Below are 15,925 nucleotides of genomic sequence, written 5' to 3'. Positions count from 1 at the left end.
CGCAGGCCACGGCCACTATTGTCAGACAACGGCGCTACCGCAGGTGTCCTGTCGGCAGCGCGGTTGTGTTTCTGACCTGGTTGAGGGCGAAACTCGAGCGAATGTTGGCGACACTCAGTATCCGCGTCAGGCAGTCCAACACGAAGACGACGTCACACCTGCTTTCGCGACTGGACTAGTCTACGTCATGACCGTGTGGTTCTGGTGGCTAGGGCAAGCGTCGCGCCGAAATGACCTAGATCGCTCAGCAACTGAACATACCTGCAAACATACACGGATCCTTAGCGCTCGCAGCCTCACGTGAACGGTCGGGAGGCTAGAGATTAAGTCGATATGCTGGGCAGATGCATGTAACCAAGCTGATGTCCCCAAAGCGTAGAAGAGGGTAAAATCGTGATGGAGCCTAGCAAATTGCCGCTAATCCCTGCATCTTTCTTTGGCATGGTTCTCGGATTAGCGGGCCTTGCCAATACATGGCGGCTTGCGCACAACCTGTGGGGTCTGCCGGAGTTGATCGGTGAGCTCTTAACATTCGCAGCAGCCGCCACCTGGCTATTGGTCTCCATCCTCTATTTGGCAAAATGGGTTCTTCGACCGGCCATGGCCAAAGCTGAGGCGGCGCATCCAGTCCAATGCTGTTTCATAGGTCTTGGCGGGGTTGCCACCATGCTCGTCGCGCAAGGGATGCTACCTCATTCGAAAGCATTCGCCACCGGCCTATTTGCTTTAGGTGCGACCTATACCTTAGCGTTCGCTGTCTGGCGCACCGGGCTCTTGTTGAGAGGCGAAAGGGATATCGGAGCAACAACGCCAAGGCAATACAGGCTGCGGATCATGTAAGGAGTCGACCGGCCGCACCGGTGCGCCTGCGCTTTTATCCGCGCGACGGATCGATCTTTATCGAGCAGGACTACCTGATCCGGGGCGTGCCGGGCCGGCTGCTCAAGCATTTCGTCGAGGAATACGCCAGCAGCGGCCGGCGGGATTTCCTCAACCGCGAAATCCGTCGCGATCGCAGCCTGCAACTGCCCGACTACAAGGATAATCTTGAAACCCGACTGATCCTACTGCGTCGTCGGCTGGAAGAAAAGGCTGGCCCTATCCGCCTAAGCCGGCCAGACCGCGGACGGGTACGGCTGGAGATTGACGGCTCGGCAGACCTGGAGATTGTTGAGGACTAACACGCCTTGATGGAAATCGAACCGTCGGCCAGTGGCGATCAGCTCTGTGGCAGAGAGTCTGGCCATTCTTGCGCGCCATGGAGTACGCGAAGAATTCGAACTGTCGTTTCGGTGATGGCGTAAGCGGCGATGTATGGCGTACCGTTGATGACGAGTTCGCGTGTTCCGGCAATTCTACCCACACGTCCGCTGGCAGGAAAGTCAAGCAAGCGACGGATGGCAGCTGCTATCCGTTCATCGATTAGAGCCGCGGCTGCAGGATTATCTGCCTCGATGTATGTGAAGATGGCGTCGCGGTCCGACAGCGCATACGCAGACCAAGTAAGCTTCACGATTCTGGCGCACCAGCTTTAAGGCGGGCGGCCGTTCGGCGTTTGGCAAAATGTGCCTCAACCTCGTCGTCTGATAAATCTGGTCGAGTATCATTCAACGCTTCCAGCACCTTGGTTCGAAACCAGGCGTCATGCGCTTCGCTGCCAGAAAGAAGTTCAAGAGGCAGCGCGCCCTCGTTAGCAGTTCGGGTGAGCATGATACGAACCGCATCAGATACCGTGAGGCCCATGCTTTCAAGCACGGCAGACGCACGATCCCGAATTTCGGCATCAATACGTGTTTGGACAAGTGCGTTGGCGGCCATAACTATCTCCATATCCAGCTGATACGGTAATGCACTTGAATGACAAATTCCAGATAAAATTTTACGGCCGGCTGTGTTTGCTCAGCTCTTAGCTCTTGAGCCAACTCGAACCATTGACCTGTTGAAAGGGCTTCGGTTAGCTTGCAAACGTAGGAAGACAGGCCGTGCACAGCGAGAAACACTGCCTCTGCCAACTGGGTGACAGTTCAGCAGTCTGGGTCAAAGCAGCAATGGCGACTCGAGTGGCGCTTTCTTTTTCGTAGCTCGTTTGTCCGCTCCATCGTCACCAACTCGGGCAGAAATGTACGCTTCTGGAATGCAAGTGCATCTTCGAAGCTACCGTGAAGCCACTGTTCGTACTCGTCTGAATGCAGCAGTACAGGCATGCGATTGTGCACCGGTTGGATCGCTTCGTTGGCATCCGTCATGATCCCGGAATAGACCGGACCCCATTCGTTGCTGATACGCCACAGTCCTGCCCAGGCGAAGATCGGCTGGTCTTTCAAAGAGAACCAGGTCTTCGTCATCCTGCCCTTTTCTCCCTCGGCTTCGGCAAAACCCGTGACGGGGATCAGACACCGCCATTGTTCTTTCGAATGGATGACGTGCTCGTTCACCATGCGCGCTGAACTGCAGCGTGCAACAGGGCGACTTTAGGTCTGAGAAACACTAATCAGATCCGAGACCCCGAGGCGGTCGAAGAAAATCCGGCGCAGTTCATTCGCCTTTTCCGCCACCGCCATCGCCTGACGCTGCTGCAGATCGACTTCGAAGCGAAACGGCCGAGTACCGTGGGGCATATCTACGACCTCCGCGATCTTCTCGGCTACTTCCTTGGCGTCGGTACGTGCGCCGGGAACGTTGGTGGCGTCCAGCTTGTCGGCGAGTTCCTGCGCAAGTCCGACAAGTTTATCATACTGGTCCGCGACCGTCGGATCGGCGGCGGCGACCGCATGCTTGAAATGGTCAGTTCCCGAGGTATAGGCGCCAGGCATGCAGATCACGGTCTCGATGTTGTAGCGGCTGTTCTCAAGGCCCATGATTTGGGCGAGAACGTCTCCCGCCGCCTTGCTGGCCGCATAGGGCCGGTAAAGGGATCCGGGATCTGAGTGATACCGCTGCCGACGTAGAGGAGCAGCCCTTTGTTCTGGCGACGCATCGCCGGAAGGAAGGCGCGGTTCACCCGCAGCCAGGAGATCGCGTTGAGATCGAGAATTTGCGCAAGCTGTTCCGGGCGGAATGACTCGGTGAGGCCTGCCATCATCATCGCCGCATTATTGATGACGACGTCGATCCGGCCATCCACAGCAAGGACAAAGTCGGCAGCAGAGCGACAGCTTGGCTCCTCACGTACGTCCAGTTGGAGCGGGTGCAGCTCGATGCCCTCGCTGCTGGCGATCGAGCGGATATCTTCCACCTTGTCCTTGCTGTGGCCGGCGAGGTCGCGCATCGAGGCGTAAACCTTGTGCCCGGCCCGGGCTAGTTCGACGGCGGCGAGCTTGCCAAAACCCGAGCCTGCCCCGGTGATAACAATGATCTTCTTGTCGGTCATTTGATTTCTCCTGATGAAGGCGCAGCCGCGCGATGATCGATGCTGGAGGAGAGCAGCTGGCAGCGGCGCCTTTAGGCTCTCCCGGTTGGCATTTCAGTTCTGGCGAGGGGCCAGAAGGTCCTTCAGACCGATGTTCTGGAACATCTCGCGGCGGACACGGTCGCCGACCCGGAACACTTCCTCGGCGCCGTCCTGTGACGGGTCGATGAAGACGCGATACGGCCGCTTCCCGAACGGGAGATTGACGAGGTCGGCGATCGCCACCGCAACCGCTCCCGCGTCCGCATCGGCCGGCTCGAGGGCGGCGAGGCCTTTCAGCGCCTGATCCGCAACGCCCGCATAGGGGCCGCTCTCATAGGCCGCCGCCAGTTCCTTATCGGCCGGCGAGCCGGCATGCGCGAAGTGGTTGGTGCCCTTGGTGAAGGCGCCCGGGACGACGATCGAAGTCTCGATCCCGAAGAGCGCGACCTCGGCTGCGTAGGAAACGGCAAGGCTGTCCATCGCCGCCTTGGCCGCGAAATACGGCGCCAGGAAGGGCGGTGTGCCGCCCCGAGCTGAAGAGGACGATACCCAGACCAGCAGCCCACGGCCTTGCTTGCGCAGGTACGGAAGCGCTGCCCGGTTTACGCGTTGCGTCGACAGCACGTTGATGTCGTAAAGCTGCGCATACTGTTCCGGGCTGAATGCCTCCGCCGGTCCGAAGACCATATGGCCGGCATTGTGGACGATGGTGTCGAGGCGGCCAGCGTCTGCAATCACCTTTTCCACCCCGGAGGTCACCGAGGCGTCATTGCTGACGTCCAGTTCAACCGTGCGAAGATCGACACCATGCTGCTTCGCCCATGCAGCGACGGACGCGACTTGCGGCGCATTTCGGCCCGTCGTTTCGCGCATCGAGGCATAAACGGTGTGGCCCTCCTTCGCGAGGGCCTGGGCGGAGAGCAGGCCGAAGCCGCTGGATGCGCCCGTAACGAGAATAACTTCCTTCATTGTAAATCTCCTGGCGATGGAAATAAAACCCGCTAAACGGATCGCCTCAGCACATGCCGCCGTTGGCGCGCACGACCTGGCCGTTGATCCAGCCGCCCTCGGGGCCGGCGATGAAGGCGACCACCGGCGCGATGTCGTTGGTCTGGCCGAGACGCTCCAGCGGGTTCAACTTGGCGATGCGATCGATCAGTTCCGGGGTCTTTCCCTCGAGGAACAGCTCGGTGGCGACAGGCCCTGGGGCGACGGCGTTGACGGTGATCTCGCGGCCGCGCAGTTCTTGCGCCAGAACCTGGGTCAGAGCTTCAACGGCTGCCTTTGTGGCCACATAGACACCATAAGTCGGCATCCGCATGCCAAGGACGCTGGTCGAAAGGTTTATGATGCGGCCGCCCTTACGCACACGCTTGGCCGCCTCTCGGCAGACGTTGAACGTGCCCTTGACGTTGATCGCCATGCTCTGGTCGAAGGTCGCGTCGTCATACTCTGTGATCTTGGCGAGCTTCAGCACGCCGGCGGAATTGACGACCACGTCCAGACCACCGAACTGCTTGTCGACGGTATCGAACATGGCGATGACGGCGGCGGGATCGGCGACATCTGCCTGGACGACGATGGCCTCGCCGCCTGCTGACTTGATCTTGTCGGCAACTTCATGGGCGGGGCCGACGTTGCCGGCGTAGTTCACAACCACCTTGAAACCGTCCGCCGCTAGGCGCAGCGCGATCTCCGCGCCGATCCCGCGTGACGAACCCGTGATTAGCGCAACCTTGTCATTCTTGCTCATGTCTTGCTCCTGTTTCTCACGCCGCCGAGCGATTTCGGCTGCTACAGGAAGTAATTTAGGAGATTTCCTTCCATTAAAATAATACATAGGTTTCAGTATGTGCATGACTGAAAGTATGGCTCAATGACGTTCGACAGCCGCTTGCTGAGTGGTATCGGTGTGGTGTCCGCCGTGGTCGAGGCTGGGAGCTTCGCAGGGGCCGGTGAGGCGATGGGTCTAACGCAGCCAGCGATCAGCCGCGCCGTGGCGCGGCTGGAGGAGCGCGTGGGTATCCGGATCTTCAACCGCACAGCCCGTGCGATCTCTCTGACGGACGAGGGACGCAGTTTCTATGAAGCCGTTGCGCCCCTTCTGGCGGGCATCGAGGATGCCGCTGTGCGGGCGGCTGGAACCCGCTCGGAGGTTCGCGGCCGCCTTCGCGTCAACGTGGACGGGACATTCGGTCATCACCTGCTGTCGCCAAGAATAGGCGAGTTCCTGGAGCGGTTTTCCGAGTTGACCGTGGATGTCGGCGTACGCGATCGGATGGGCGACTTAGTTGGGGACGGGTTCGACGTCGCCGTGCGGTTCGGCGAACCAGAATCCTCGTCGCTGAAGGCGCGGCTGCTGCTCAGGACGCGCGTCGTGACCTGCGCCTCGCCGTCCTACGTCAGTCGCCATGGCGAGCCAAAGAGCCCGAAGGACCTGCAAGACGGGCACCGCTGCCTTTTGATCCGCAATGAGGTCACGGGGCGCCCTTACGAATGGGAGTTTCAGCGGGGCCAGCGTGTCATTCCCGTCGCGGCGAACGGATCGCTCGTGGTCAATGACACCGGATCCCTGCTCGGCGCTTGCCTTGGCGGTGCAGGTATCGCTCAGCTCCTCGAGCTCTATGCCAAAGACATCATCGCGCAGCGGCGTCTGGTGCCGCTCCTCTCCGAATGGTCCGATGAGACCTTTCCGCTCTATGCGTATCATCATGCCTCCTCCATCGTGCCGGCGAAAGTTCAGGCTTTTCTGGAGTTCGTCCGCGAGATCACGGGCTGAAGCATACTGCCAGGCGGAGGGGCCGACCCCATGGCCGGCCCCTCGCGTCGTCAGCGCCCGATGTGACTGCGGATACCGTCCGAGATCTGCTGCAGCGCGCCGATGGTGGACGGCACGTTACGCAGGGCGTTGAGCGCTACGAAATCGTGGATTGTGCCATTGTAACGAACGGCTGCGACGTCCACGCCGGCCATCATCAGGCGATGTGCATAAGCCTCGCCTTCGTCGCGCAACGGGTCGTTCTCCGCCGTGACGACGAGCGCCGGCGGGAGACCCTTCAGTTCGTCGTCACTGGCGCGCAACGGCGAGACATAGGGGTTGTCGCGGGTCTTGGCGTCCGGCGCGTACAGATCCCAGCCGTACTTCATGAAGGCGCGCGCGAGGAAGAAGCCGCTGGAAAATTCGCGGTAGGAGGCCGTGTCGACGCTGGCATCGGTCGCGGGGATCAGCAGCACTTGGTAGCTGATCTTCGGGCCGCTCCGATCCTTTGCCATCAGCGAGATCGCCGCGGTCATGTTGCCGCCGACCGAATTGCCAGCCACCGCGATGCGGCTGCCGTCTGCGCCGAACTCGTCGGCGTGCTTCGACACCCAGTCGAGCACAGCATAGCTTTCATCGAGCTGGGTCGGAAACTTGGCCGCCGGAAGCGGGGTATATTCGACGAAGACGCCGACCTGGCCCGAGCCGACGACGATGTCGCGCAGCAGCCGTTTGTGGTTCTCGAAGTTGCCGATGATCCATACACCGCCGTGGATGAACAGCACGACACCCGGCTTGCCGACGACATGGTCGGGCTTCATGATGTAGATCTTCACAGTACGCCCGTCCTGAGTGATCGTGCGCGTCGTCGTCGTCACGCCCGACATGTCGACCGGGGTCTTGTTCTGGAGATCCGTCAGCACATCTTGCGGCTGCGGCTGCGGAAGTTCCCAGAACGGGCTTGGATCTTTGTTGGCCTCGGCAAGGAAGGCACGGACCTTCGGATCGAGGTTTGGATCCGTTTTAGGATCGGCGGTTTGTGCAAAGGCAGTCTGGGTCATCATTGTTGCTCCGATCAAGAGGGCTGAAATCTGGTTGAGGCGCTTCATGTCCTGTTCTCCGACACTACAGTTCAAGAATGGCCGGGCATTGGCCCGACAATCATCGAGACGTGTCTTGCGGACATCTCGGCGACTTCCAGTAAGCTATGATCGAAGGCCGGCTCGGCGGAATTCATGCGAAGGTGTTAATCGGCGCCGCCGCGCGGTAGACTACCGAGATCATGACGTCGAACCAGATACGCTCAGGTGTGAGCTGCAGGTTCATACCTGAGTATGATATCCCCCCGCCTATAGGCGCGAATAGTCAAAACGACTTCGCCATGAATGAAATGGCGTTTATGCTTATTGCGTGGGAGGCGCTCCCATTCATGGACCGTTTCGGCCAACGATATGAAGGACAGCGGATGCACTTGCAGGAGATAAGGTGACGATCGCATCGACAAGCCTGGGCGCGCATGAGCGCCTGAAGGGATCCCTTGGCCTTTGTAGTTGGCGCACGGGTTGGCGATCGATGCTATTGCGCGCCTATGACGAGCCGGAGGAGGTCGATGACCTGGTCACGGCGCCGACCACCGACCAACTGATCGTCCTGGTCACGAACGGAAGTTGCCATATCGAAGGGCGATATGCGGGCCGATGGCATCAGTCGCGCTATGGGTTGGGCGATATAGGCATGACCGCTCCCAACGAGGAGGTTCAACTGCGCTGGCATAAGGGCCGCGGACTGCAGACGCTCCAGCTTCACCTCTCCTCTGCAATACTGGCGGACGTCGTCCATCTCGATCCGACGCGCGCCGCAAACGCCCGTCTGCCGAACCAGCTTCTCCGTCCCGACCCAGTGGTAGCAGGCGTCATGCTGGGCCTGCGCCGAGCGGCAGAGATCAGAACGTCGGAGCTGTATGCCGAGTCCGCCGTGACTTTCCTCGCCAGCCACCTGCTGCAGTTCCATGCGGGAAGGCATCCGCCGGCCCACACCTCTGTCGACGACCGTCGGCTGATCATTGTCGATGGCCAGCTGCGTGAGAGCCTGGACAGGCAGGTCACGCTGGACCAACTCGCCGGGGCGGCTGGCCTTAGCAAATTCCATCTCTTGCGCTCATTCAAGCGGCGCTACGGCGAAACGCCTGCACAGCGGTTGAACCGATACCGAATGGAGGAAGGGCGCCGTCTGCTGTCCTCGACCCGCGATACCATAACTGTCATCGCATTCGCGTGCGGCTATGAAAACCCGACGCACTTCGCGACGGCATTCCGCAGGATGTTCGGGCTGTCGCCGAGGGAGTACCGCAGGAGCATTCGGTGACCCGCCGGCAGCAATTGCGCGTACATCCAGAGCAAGCTCGCGAGCGACAGAGAGGCGTTTGCAAGATTAGAAGTGTATGCGGAGGCGTCAGACGCGGATGCATACGCACAAAGGTTATGAACTGGCCCCATTTGAGCCCCGAAGGCGTCGGAGCGCGGTGTTGATCGCGCTCGCTATCTGTCTCACCGCCAGCATCTTTGCCATCGACGTCTTCACGCCATTCGATGGAGCGATCGCCGTTCTCTACATCGGCGTGATCCTGCTGCTGGCTCCATCCGGCCGCCGCGCCGTGATGGCGAGCGGGCTAATTACCGCGCTGCTCACGGTCTTCGCCTTCGCGTTCGGGCATCTGACCAACGCGTCTGACGGCGCCGCGTCGCGCTTCGTCGTCAGCCTAGTTGCGATCGCGATTACGACACTGATGTCAATGCGCGACCGATCCTCCCGAACCACATTGGGTGAGCAGGCGCGCATTCTGGAACTGTCGCACGACACCGTCATCATCCGCGATTCGAACGACGTGATCGTCTACTGGAATGACGGTGCGGAGAAGCTCTATGGCTGGTCGCGCGGCGAGGCGCTTGGCCGGAACTGCGGCGAACTGCTCCAGTGCCGGTTCCCCGCGCAAGAGATCGCGACAGTCATGGATGAGATAGGTCAGTGGTCGGGCGAGGTCGTCCGGACCCGGCGAGACGGCACGCCCCTCGTTCTGGCCAGCCGGTGGCTGCGACGCCGCGACCCCGACGGGCGTTCCATCGGCACGATCGAGTCCAGTGCGGATTTGACGGAGAAGCGCCGGGCCGATGAGCAGTCGCTGGCCTCTGAGCGCAAGTATCGCACTATCTTCGACTCCGCCGGCTTCGCAACTTGGGAATCGGATTGGTCGGAAACCATGCGTGTCGCGCTCGCGAGCGTCCCGGATGGACAGCAGCTCGCCACGTGGCTGGAGAGTCATCCCGAGATCACCCAGCAGGCGGTCGCGGCCGCGGTAATCCGCGACGCTAACCCCGCGGCGGTGGACCTGTTCGAAGCCGACGCGCGCGAGACACTGGTAGGGTCTAACCTGTGCGGACGCTATCTGCCGAGAGGCGCGAGCGCTCTTTCCGACGTCATCGTGGCGCTGGCCGCTGGAGAGACAATGGCGGAGACCGAAGTGCGAATGCAAACGTTCGGCGAACGCGTCGCCGACGTTGTCCTCCGAGTCACGATCTTGCCTGGTGGGCAGAACTGGTCCCATGTCCTCGTGATGGCGTTCGACGTCACCGAGCGCAACGAGGCCCGGACCCGATACGAGCAGGTTTCCGCCGAGTTGGCGCATGCTGCGCGTGTCTCCATGCTCGGTCAGCTTGCCGCCTCAATCGCGCATGAGGTCAATCAGCCGCTGGCCGCCATTATCAACTACGGCAAGTCCGCCAAACGCTTTCTTCGCCGTCCTCAACCGGACCTGGAGGACGTGGGATCCTGCGTCGACAAGATGATCTCCAACGGCACGCGGGCCGCTCAAGTGGTCGATCGGGTCCGCAAGCTGGCGCGTAAGGCCGCCCCGCAAGCCGACCCGATCAATCTCTCCGACCTGATCGAGGACGCAATAGCGTTGATCAAGAGCGAGGCACGCGCGCAAAGCGTAAGATTGCGGCAGCGGTCCTCCGGCGACCTGCCGAATGTTGTCGCCGATCGCGTCCAGGTGCAACAGGTGCTTGTAAACCTGCTCATGAACGCCATCCAAGCCATGCGCGAGGTGGACAATCGTGCGCGGGAGTTGTGTATTGACACCACCGTCACGCCGGACGGAATGGTGCGGGTGGCGGTAGCCGACTGCGGGACCGGTTTCCCAATGGGCGGTGAAGCCAGGATGTTCGAGCCATTTTACACGACCAAACCGGACGGCATGGGGATCGGGTTGTCGATCTGTCGCTCGATCATTGAGCATCAGGGCGGGCGTATAAGCGCGGCGAACAATGAGGTGTTCGGCGCAACGGTATCCTTCACGCTCCCGATCGGTGTGCCGCAGGCGGCGAAAACACTCGAACCCATATCTTGATATGATATCGATGGCGACGTGAATGATCTTTTATGGGTTCGAAGACGAAAGGACCGTTGAGGAGCAATACGTGTCGCCTGAAGCTGTGATCTGTGTCGTCGATGACGATGATGAAGTGCGCGAAAGCATCGGCACCTTCTTTCGCTCGGCCGGCGTAAAGGTCGCCAAGTTCCGCAATGCTGAAGATCTTCTCGCTTGGCCAAACCTGCCGACGATGCGGTGCCTAATCACCGACCTAACCATGCCGGGCATGGACGGATTAGAGCTTCATCGCGAACTCAGGCGCCTGGGTAGCGAAGTTCCCGTCATTCTCATGACAGCCTACCCGAGCGCCGAGGCGCGGGAACGGGCGGAGACGCAGGGTGTGTCATCCTTCGTCGCAAAGCCGACTGATCCCGAGACCCTTCTTGAAAAGGTAGAAGCGCTGCTCAGCTCGTAGCCAAGACGCGCAGAAAGGACGAGGCGAACGATGATGGAAAGTGGCACTGGCAGCAGCCTAATCTGCGTGCTTGATGACGATGAGGACGTCCGGGATTCGCTGGAAGTGCTGCTGCGTTCGGCCAACTATAATGTGCGCTCTTTCGCCGACCCGGAGGAGTTCCTGGCCTGCGATGGGGCCGACAGCGCGGCGTGCCTCATCCTTGATATCAACCTGGGAGGCGCGAATGGCCTCGATTTTCAGGAAGCACTTCGGGAGAACTCAACCGCCGTACCGGTCATACTCATCAGCGGCTTCGGCGATGTGCCCATGACGGTGCGGGGGATGAAGGCGGGGGCGATCACCTTCTTGACCAAACCGTTCGACGAGGATGCCATGCTCACCGCCATCGAAGAAGCCGTGGCAAGTAATAGCGCGCGCCGGCGAGAAATGGCAGCGCTGACAAGCGTCCAAGACCGGTATGAGAGCCTCACTCCCCGTGAGCGCGAACTATTCGGCCTCGTGACGGCGGGCCTGATGAACAAGCAGATCGCCGGACGGCTAAAGATTAGCGAGATCACGGTTAAGATACATCGCGGCAACATGGTCAAAAAGATGAAGGGCGACTCCGTCGCGGACCTGGTTCGAATGGCAGAGGTTCTTGGCGTCCGGGAGGCCGTCAGTCGCTACAACCACGGGCTTGGATACCGAGCCGTTTAAGCGCTGCTGCGGGCCGGAAGCACAATACTGCCGTGCATTTTGACATATATCCGCAGTAGCTAACGCGCCACCTCGTTAGGGCGACGAGAATCTAAAGTCGCGCTCCCGCCGGCAGCGACGGGATGAGTTCTATACTTGCAAAAATGGTCGCACAGGCAATTCAGGTTATCAGCATGGTGCTGATCAAGGACCAAAAAACTATCTGTTCAGGTCTCCTCGCCTTATAGGTTTCGAACTGTCGACTCTATACTGCGAAGAGCTCAACTACCCTGCCGAACTAGCAAAAGACATTTTCGAGGCGCCCTGCGTGCCTGTTCTCAGGCACGCCATGGGTCCACGAGGACGACGCCGGTTCGCTGGAAATCCTGAATGTTCCTTGTGACGACCGCTAACCCGTGCACGATCGCCGTGGCAGCGATGAGTGCATCAGCTTCATTGCGTCGATCCGGAATATGCAAGTGGGCACATCGCGTCGCAATTGCTTCATTGATAGAGATGATGCGCTCAGCGAACTCGGGGCGAACTCGGCTATCCATCCAGCCTCGTAGGCGAGAACCTTGTTCGATGTCACGCCGATGGATGCTGAGTATCCCGCGCTCAAGCTCTAAAATTGTTATGGCAGAAATATACAGATCACGGGAATCCTGCGCACCTATCCAAGCCGTGACATTCGGATCAGCTTTACCATCGCCTACCTTCCGGAGCTCAGAGACAACGTTTGTATCGAGCAAATATCTCAAGACAGATCAACTTCGCGAGTTGCAATGATCGATCGAGGCGGATCAAAATCGAAATTCGATAATCCGGGCATCGAGAGCGCATCGACAAGATTACGACGCTTGCCTGTCAGGCGTTCAAACTCACCGTATGTCATCAACACGTGCGACGGCCTGCCTCGATCAGTGATAACGACAGGTCCTGCTTCAGCAGCCTTTTTTGCTCTGCCGACGTCGTGATTTAACTCGCGGCTGGTTAAGCTGGTAGTCGCCATATGTGCCTCCATGTAGGAACATACCTGCATATAGCGCCCACAGTCGCACTACGCAATGCCTTCTCGGCACTGTATGGCCCTCCAAGGCTATTAAGCTCTTGAAGGGATACGACCTTCGTCCCACTCTTCAGATCCGCTAAGCGCTTGATATTGCGGTATTGCGGGAACGTCGTGGTGGGCGCAGTGTTGCACACCTCCCCACCGTCGTGGTCCGGCGGATCGTGATCATGAAACATGCAGGCATGTTTTCCGAGGGTCTAGCCGGCCGCTATTGGAACATCAACGTCCTGGCTCTGGAAGTGGTCGATCAGAAAGCGGGCGGCCGGTCCTGGAGGTGTGTCCGTTCGGTAAACAGCCTGAAGTCGGTAAGGACCGCCCTTGCAGTCAGGAAGATCAAGGTGCACCAGGCGCCCTGTCTCTATATCATCTCTCACCATTGGTTCAGGCATATTGCCCCAGCCAATGCCTTCCTTGAGCAGCATATGCTTCGCGCCTAGATCGGCGAGCCGCCAGGTATGGTTCCCGACATCAGCGAACTCGTGGCTCTGAGTGAGAGGCGATCTGTCGGTCAGGACTAATTGGATATGTCCTCGCGCCGCGCCCGGAGGGTGAGATCCGTCCGACGACGGCAAGGTCGTGTCCTTCCCAAAACCAGAACGTCGGTGATGCGCTCAGGACCTGGCAACGATCATGGTGGCCAGCGGAGGAATGGCTGGGCGCGATGTGCTGATCCCCAGCCGATCGCCGAGATAGTGCCAGAACGACAGGCCGAGCTTCTGGCAGGTCTTCATCAGGCCGAGCATGCTGTCGCGCGCCTGCCGCCCGTTGCGGCTGACCGTGCCCCCGGAAATCTTTCGCTTTGATGACAAAGCCGCGCAGATCTCTTTCCGACGCATTGGTGTGGAGCGGGATTTCGGGGCGTTCCAGAACCCGCAGCAACTTCGCCTTGCGGCGCCTGAGCCGAAACAGCAGTTTGTCGAGATCCGCATAACCGGTGCGAATTGAAAAAATTCGATCAAACCGGGTCTCGAACCCATGGACCGCACGCGGATCAGGACTTCGCCGATAGATTTTCAGGGCCTTGTAGAAGTGCCAGATCAGCTCGCGCAGGGTTCCGACCTGTTTCACCTGGCCGGGCGTCGCCGGCATCAGTTTGTGCAGCAGCCGCTCTGCATGGACCCAGCGCAGCGCATGAGTGCCGACGCGGAACTGTCCGGCATCTTCGGAGACGATCACCGCATTGCCGACCAGACCATGATGGCGGATGTCGACCAGACCATGATGGCGGATGGCGGATGGCGCCCCAGATGCCAGCCTCGGGACCCACCAATATGGCGTAACTGCAGTTGTCCCAAATAGTTGTGCCGATGACAGCAGCGGTACCGACTCGACGCCGATTCACATCCCAATGCGATCTGTTCCACAAGTCCCAGTTCCAGCCGCCGGCTTCGATGAGAAGCACCTTGCAGCTGGATCTGCTGTCGGGCGGTTCAGAACGCAACCTGCAGATCCTGCGCCGACGATGATTTAATCAAAGACCTGTGATGTCATATTTGGTCCCGCCACACGCCCTTGCGCGATGCCTCTCAATCCGGGATCAACGACATTCCGCTGCTGAATGAGAAATTCTCGAGGGGGTTCGTCTCCAGCATAATGAAGACATCTTCGGGACGCACGCCCGCTCGCTCGTGAAGCAAAGCCACGACACGCTTATAGAATGCCTTCTTGACAGCGATCGTGCGGTCTTTCCCCGCGGTGATGGTCATCACCATGAAATCGTCCGATCGCGGACCACCGAAGTAATTTCGGTCGAAGATCAACTCGTTTGGTTCAAGCTGATTGATGATCTGGAACCGATCATTTTCCGCCATCTCATACGACTCGACCAACGCATCATAGATCGCGTCAGAAACGTTCTTGAGATACTCGTCGGACTTACCACGCAATAGCGACAGGCGAACATACGGCATCGAAGCTTTCTCCGTTTAAGGTCAGGAAATATGTGACTTGGGCGGCCGTGCAATCAGCCGGCGGTCCGGCTGCCCGCGGCGGTACCCTCGAACACCACTCGTCCGCGCTCGACTTCGACCAGCTCGAAGCCAAGCATCGCCCGATCGGCGCCTTCAAACCTCCACCCAGCATCACCTGAAGCTGTGCCCGGCCATCGGAGCTGATGCCTTTCTCGTCAGCCACTGCGCTCACCAAGGTTCATGGAACGGGCGGACCTCGGCGAGGAACGACCATGCGTCTCGCGGCTGGTGCGCAAGGTGGAACACTTCGGCCGCGATCGACTTCGGCGAGATGAAGAAGTCATCCGGCTTGGTAGGCTGAAGTTCGCGCTGCCACGGCACGTCGATCGCCGCGTCGATGATGAGATAGGCGACATGGACGCCCTTTGGTCCCAGGTCGCGCGCCAGCGACTCCGCCAGGATGCGTTGCGCCGCCTTGGTCGGTGCAAAGCCGGCGAACCCCGCCTTGCCGCGCTGGGCAGACGTGTTGCCGGTGACGATCAGTGCGCCTTCGCCCGCATCGACCATTGCCGGCGAGGTCAGCCGGGCAAGGTGGAAGAGCGCCATCGTATTGATGTCGAAGTTCCGCTGTAGCGTCTCGGGCTCGATGTCCATGAACGTGCCTAACGCACCGCCGACTGCATTATGGACGACGACCTTCGGCAATCCGACGTCAGCCACTGCTCGCTCAAGCGCGGCCGCGTCGCTGGCATCGCACGCCACCGCGATTGTGTCGGGGATCTCTTGCTCCAGCGCTGCGAGCCGGTCGGCATCGCGCGCCAGCATCGCCACACGGTATCCGCCCTCGACAAAGCGCCGCACCAGGGCGGCGCCGGTTCCCGGCCCCACTCCAGTCACCAGCGCTAGCGGCTTGGTCGTATCGGTCATGCTGCTTCCTCCAGATGCGCGAGTTCCTCGCGAATGAAATCGAGCCGGTCGTTGCCGAAGAACATCGTGTCGCCGACAAAGACTGTTGGCGAGCCAAACACGCCGCGCTCGCAGGCTTCGTCGGTATTCGCATCGAGCTGCCTGATCACATCGGGCGCGTCGATCCGCTCCGCGATCGCGCTGGGGTCGAGGCCTGCCGCCGTGATTGCGGCTAGAATGGCGACCTTTGTGGCGAGCGTGTTCCCCTCGCTCCAGCATGCTCGGTACAGTGCCAAGGTTATCGCTGCCGCTTCTGCAGGCGAGATGCCAGTACGGCGCGCGAGCAGGCGTCGCCGGAGACCTCGC

At 60.0% G+C, this 15,925-nt stretch carries 22 protein-coding genes and 2 pseudogenes; 8 read left to right on the top strand and 16 right to left on the bottom strand.

The features are described 5' to 3' along the window. Positions 1-34: 34 nt before the first annotated feature. Positions 35-139 (bottom strand): annotated as a pseudogene (locus E2F50_RS21920) (Lrp/AsnC family transcriptional regulator); the annotation flags it as partial. Between the two features lie 257 nt (positions 140-396). On the opposite strand from E2F50_RS21920, the gene E2F50_RS21915 reads away from it, so the two are divergent. Together E2F50_RS21915 and E2F50_RS21910 are read left to right on the top strand one after the other, a co-directional pair. After that, positions 397-840 carry an SLAC1 family transporter gene (locus E2F50_RS21915; protein WP_133318324.1) on the top strand — a complete coding sequence of 148 codons (444 nt, stop codon included), beginning with the start codon at positions 397-399 and terminating at the stop codon, positions 838-840. A gap of 20 nt (positions 841-860) precedes the next feature. Beyond that, a complete protein-coding gene (locus E2F50_RS21910) occupies positions 861-1,181 on the top strand; it encodes a hypothetical protein (RefSeq protein ID WP_245515543.1) in 321 nt (106 codons plus the stop codon). Positions 1,182-1,219: 38 nt separating this feature from the next. Here E2F50_RS21910 and E2F50_RS21905 read toward each other — a convergent pair whose 3' ends face one another. The 7 genes from E2F50_RS21905 to E2F50_RS21875 all read right to left on the bottom strand — a co-directional run bounded on the left by E2F50_RS21905 (position 1,220) and on the right by E2F50_RS21875 (position 5,144). Beyond that, a complete protein-coding gene (locus E2F50_RS21905; protein ID WP_133318323.1) occupies positions 1,220-1,513 on the bottom strand; it encodes a type II toxin-antitoxin system RelE/ParE family toxin in 294 nt (97 codons plus the stop codon). After that, the gene (locus E2F50_RS21900; protein WP_133318322.1) at positions 1,510-1,818 is read right to left on the bottom strand and encodes a type II toxin-antitoxin system RelB/DinJ family antitoxin; all 309 of its coding nucleotides are present in this window, start codon (positions 1,816-1,818) and stop codon (positions 1,510-1,512) included. Before E2F50_RS21900 ends, E2F50_RS21905 begins: the two co-directional genes overlap by 4 nt. A 206-nt stretch (positions 1,819-2,024) precedes the next feature. After that, entirely contained in the window at positions 2,025-2,438 is a 414-nt protein-coding gene (locus tag E2F50_RS21895) for an SOS response-associated peptidase family protein (protein WP_133318321.1), read from the bottom strand. Between the two features lie 33 nt (positions 2,439-2,471). Further along, positions 2,472-2,858, bottom strand: a complete 387-nt coding sequence (locus E2F50_RS21890) for a Rossmann-fold NAD(P)-binding domain-containing protein (protein WP_133318320.1) — start codon at positions 2,856-2,858, stop codon at positions 2,472-2,474. Beyond that, positions 2,819-3,370 (bottom strand): SDR family NAD(P)-dependent oxidoreductase, encoded by a 552-nt coding sequence (locus E2F50_RS21885; protein ID WP_133318319.1) that lies wholly within the window; start codon positions 3,368-3,370, stop codon positions 2,819-2,821. Before E2F50_RS21885 ends, E2F50_RS21890 begins: the two co-directional genes overlap by 40 nt. A gap of 93 nt (positions 3,371-3,463) precedes the next feature. Then, entirely contained in the window at positions 3,464-4,360 is an 897-nt protein-coding gene (locus E2F50_RS21880; protein ID WP_133318318.1) for an SDR family oxidoreductase, read from the bottom strand. 46 nt (positions 4,361-4,406) lie between these two features. Next, on the bottom strand, positions 4,407-5,144 hold the full coding sequence (locus E2F50_RS21875) for an SDR family oxidoreductase (protein WP_133318317.1): 738 nt from the start codon (positions 5,142-5,144) through the stop codon (positions 4,407-4,409). Positions 5,145-5,267: 123 nt separating this feature from the next. Here E2F50_RS21875 and E2F50_RS21870 point away from each other — a divergent pair, with 123 nt between their 5' ends. Then, positions 5,268-6,170 carry a LysR family transcriptional regulator gene (locus E2F50_RS21870; protein ID WP_133318316.1) on the top strand — a complete coding sequence of 301 codons (903 nt, stop codon included), beginning with the start codon at positions 5,268-5,270 and terminating at the stop codon, positions 6,168-6,170. A 50-nt stretch (positions 6,171-6,220) separates the two neighbouring features. On the opposite strand, the gene E2F50_RS21865 is transcribed toward E2F50_RS21870, so the two are convergent. Next, on the bottom strand, positions 6,221-7,258 hold the full coding sequence (locus tag E2F50_RS21865; protein ID WP_133318315.1) for an alpha/beta hydrolase: 1,038 nt from the start codon (positions 7,256-7,258) through the stop codon (positions 6,221-6,223). A 376-nt stretch (positions 7,259-7,634) separates the two neighbouring features. Here E2F50_RS21865 and E2F50_RS21860 point away from each other — a divergent pair, with 376 nt between their 5' ends. From E2F50_RS21860 to E2F50_RS21845, 4 genes are all read left to right on the top strand, one after another. Then, on the top strand, positions 7,635-8,513 hold the full coding sequence (locus E2F50_RS21860; protein ID WP_133318314.1) for a helix-turn-helix transcriptional regulator: 879 nt from the start codon (positions 7,635-7,637) through the stop codon (positions 8,511-8,513). 157 nt (positions 8,514-8,670) lie between these two features. Further along, the gene (locus tag E2F50_RS21855) at positions 8,671-10,554 is read left to right on the top strand and encodes a PAS domain-containing sensor histidine kinase (protein ID WP_245515542.1); all 1,884 of its coding nucleotides are present in this window, start codon (positions 8,671-8,673) and stop codon (positions 10,552-10,554) included. A 70-nt stretch (positions 10,555-10,624) separates the two neighbouring features. Next, entirely contained in the window at positions 10,625-10,993 is a 369-nt protein-coding gene (locus E2F50_RS21850) for a response regulator transcription factor (protein ID WP_245515540.1), read from the top strand. A 30-nt stretch (positions 10,994-11,023) separates the two neighbouring features. Continuing rightward, positions 11,024-11,692, top strand: coding sequence for a response regulator transcription factor (locus tag E2F50_RS21845; RefSeq protein WP_133318311.1), 669 nt, complete (start codon positions 11,024-11,026; stop codon positions 11,690-11,692). A gap of 317 nt (positions 11,693-12,009) precedes the next feature. Here the strand turns inward: E2F50_RS21845 and E2F50_RS21840 are convergent, their stop codons facing one another. From E2F50_RS21840 to E2F50_RS21820, 5 genes and pseudogenes are all read right to left on the bottom strand, one after another. Continuing rightward, a complete protein-coding gene (locus tag E2F50_RS21840) occupies positions 12,010-12,432 on the bottom strand; it encodes a type II toxin-antitoxin system VapC family toxin (protein ID WP_133318310.1) in 423 nt (140 codons plus the stop codon). After that, positions 12,429-12,683 (bottom strand): type II toxin-antitoxin system Phd/YefM family antitoxin, encoded by a 255-nt coding sequence (locus E2F50_RS21835; protein WP_133318309.1) that lies wholly within the window; start codon positions 12,681-12,683, stop codon positions 12,429-12,431. Before E2F50_RS21835 ends, E2F50_RS21840 begins: the two co-directional genes overlap by 4 nt. 257 nt (positions 12,684-12,940) lie before the next feature. Next, positions 12,941-13,165, bottom strand: coding sequence for a LysR substrate-binding domain-containing protein (locus E2F50_RS23765; protein WP_483475618.1), 225 nt, complete (start codon positions 13,163-13,165; stop codon positions 12,941-12,943). A 189-nt stretch (positions 13,166-13,354) separates the two neighbouring features. Continuing rightward, positions 13,355-13,949, bottom strand: a pseudogene (locus E2F50_RS21825) (IS66 family transposase); the annotation flags it as partial. A gap of 320 nt (positions 13,950-14,269) precedes the next feature. Beyond that, positions 14,270-14,653, bottom strand: coding sequence for a tautomerase family protein (locus E2F50_RS21820; protein ID WP_133318308.1), 384 nt, complete (start codon positions 14,651-14,653; stop codon positions 14,270-14,272). A 32-nt stretch (positions 14,654-14,685) separates the two neighbouring features. Between E2F50_RS21820 and E2F50_RS23045 the strand changes: the two genes are divergently transcribed. After that, positions 14,686-14,832 carry a hypothetical protein gene (locus E2F50_RS23045; protein ID WP_161974308.1) on the top strand — a complete coding sequence of 49 codons (147 nt, stop codon included), beginning with the start codon at positions 14,686-14,688 and terminating at the stop codon, positions 14,830-14,832. A 49-nt stretch (positions 14,833-14,881) separates the two neighbouring features. Here the strand turns inward: E2F50_RS23045 and E2F50_RS21815 are convergent, their stop codons facing one another. Next, positions 14,882-15,580, bottom strand: a complete 699-nt coding sequence (locus E2F50_RS21815; RefSeq protein ID WP_133318307.1) for an SDR family NAD(P)-dependent oxidoreductase — start codon at positions 15,578-15,580, stop codon at positions 14,882-14,884. After that, positions 15,577-15,861: a DsbA family protein gene (locus E2F50_RS21810; RefSeq protein WP_281029225.1), complete on the bottom strand. Its 285-nt coding sequence runs from the start codon at positions 15,859-15,861 to the stop codon at positions 15,577-15,579. Before E2F50_RS21810 ends, E2F50_RS21815 begins: the two co-directional genes overlap by 4 nt. Positions 15,862-15,925: the final 64 nt, after the last annotated feature.

The organism is Rhizobium deserti, from assembly GCF_004358025.1.
GTDB classification, from domain to species: Bacteria; Pseudomonadota; Alphaproteobacteria; order Rhizobiales; family Rhizobiaceae; genus Neorhizobium; species Neorhizobium deserti.
Note: the sequence above shows the minus strand (reverse complement) of the source record. Positions and strands in the feature narration are given on the sequence as shown.

Excerpts from the sequence above, each read along its gene's own strand:
- E2F50_RS21915 (WP_133318324.1), top strand. The coding sequence starts at position 397 with ATGGAGCCTAGCAAATTGCCGCTAATCCCTGCATCTTTCTTTGGCATG.
- E2F50_RS21900 (WP_133318322.1), bottom strand. The coding sequence starts at position 1,818 with ATGGCCGCCAACGCACTTGTCCAAACACGTATTGATGCCGAAATTCGG.
- E2F50_RS21895 (WP_133318321.1), bottom strand. The coding sequence starts at position 2,438 with ATGGTGAACGAGCACGTCATCCATTCGAAAGAACAATGGCGGTGTCTG.
- E2F50_RS21890 (WP_133318320.1), bottom strand. The coding sequence starts at position 2,858 with ATGGGCCTTGAGAACAGCCGCTACAACATCGAGACCGTGATCTGCATG.
- E2F50_RS21885 (WP_133318319.1), bottom strand. The coding sequence starts at position 3,370 with ATGACCGACAAGAAGATCATTGTTATCACCGGGGCAGGCTCGGGTTTT.
- E2F50_RS21880 (WP_133318318.1), bottom strand. The coding sequence starts at position 4,360 with ATGAAGGAAGTTATTCTCGTTACGGGCGCATCCAGCGGCTTCGGCCTG.
- E2F50_RS21875 (WP_133318317.1), bottom strand. The coding sequence starts at position 5,144 with ATGAGCAAGAATGACAAGGTTGCGCTAATCACGGGTTCGTCACGCGGG.
- E2F50_RS21870 (WP_133318316.1), top strand. The coding sequence starts at position 5,268 with ATGACGTTCGACAGCCGCTTGCTGAGTGGTATCGGTGTGGTGTCCGCC.
- E2F50_RS21865 (WP_133318315.1), bottom strand. The coding sequence starts at position 7,258 with ATGAAGCGCCTCAACCAGATTTCAGCCCTCTTGATCGGAGCAACAATG.
- E2F50_RS21845 (WP_133318311.1), top strand. The coding sequence starts at position 11,024 with ATGATGGAAAGTGGCACTGGCAGCAGCCTAATCTGCGTGCTTGATGAC.
- E2F50_RS21835 (WP_133318309.1), bottom strand. The coding sequence starts at position 12,683 with ATGGCGACTACCAGCTTAACCAGCCGCGAGTTAAATCACGACGTCGGC.
- E2F50_RS23765 (WP_483475618.1), bottom strand. The coding sequence starts at position 13,165 with ATGCTGCTCAAGGAAGGCATTGGCTGGGGCAATATGCCTGAACCAATG.
- E2F50_RS21820 (WP_133318308.1), bottom strand. The coding sequence starts at position 14,653 with ATGCCGTATGTTCGCCTGTCGCTATTGCGTGGTAAGTCCGACGAGTAT.
- E2F50_RS21815 (WP_133318307.1), bottom strand. The coding sequence starts at position 15,580 with ATGACCGATACGACCAAGCCGCTAGCGCTGGTGACTGGAGTGGGGCCG.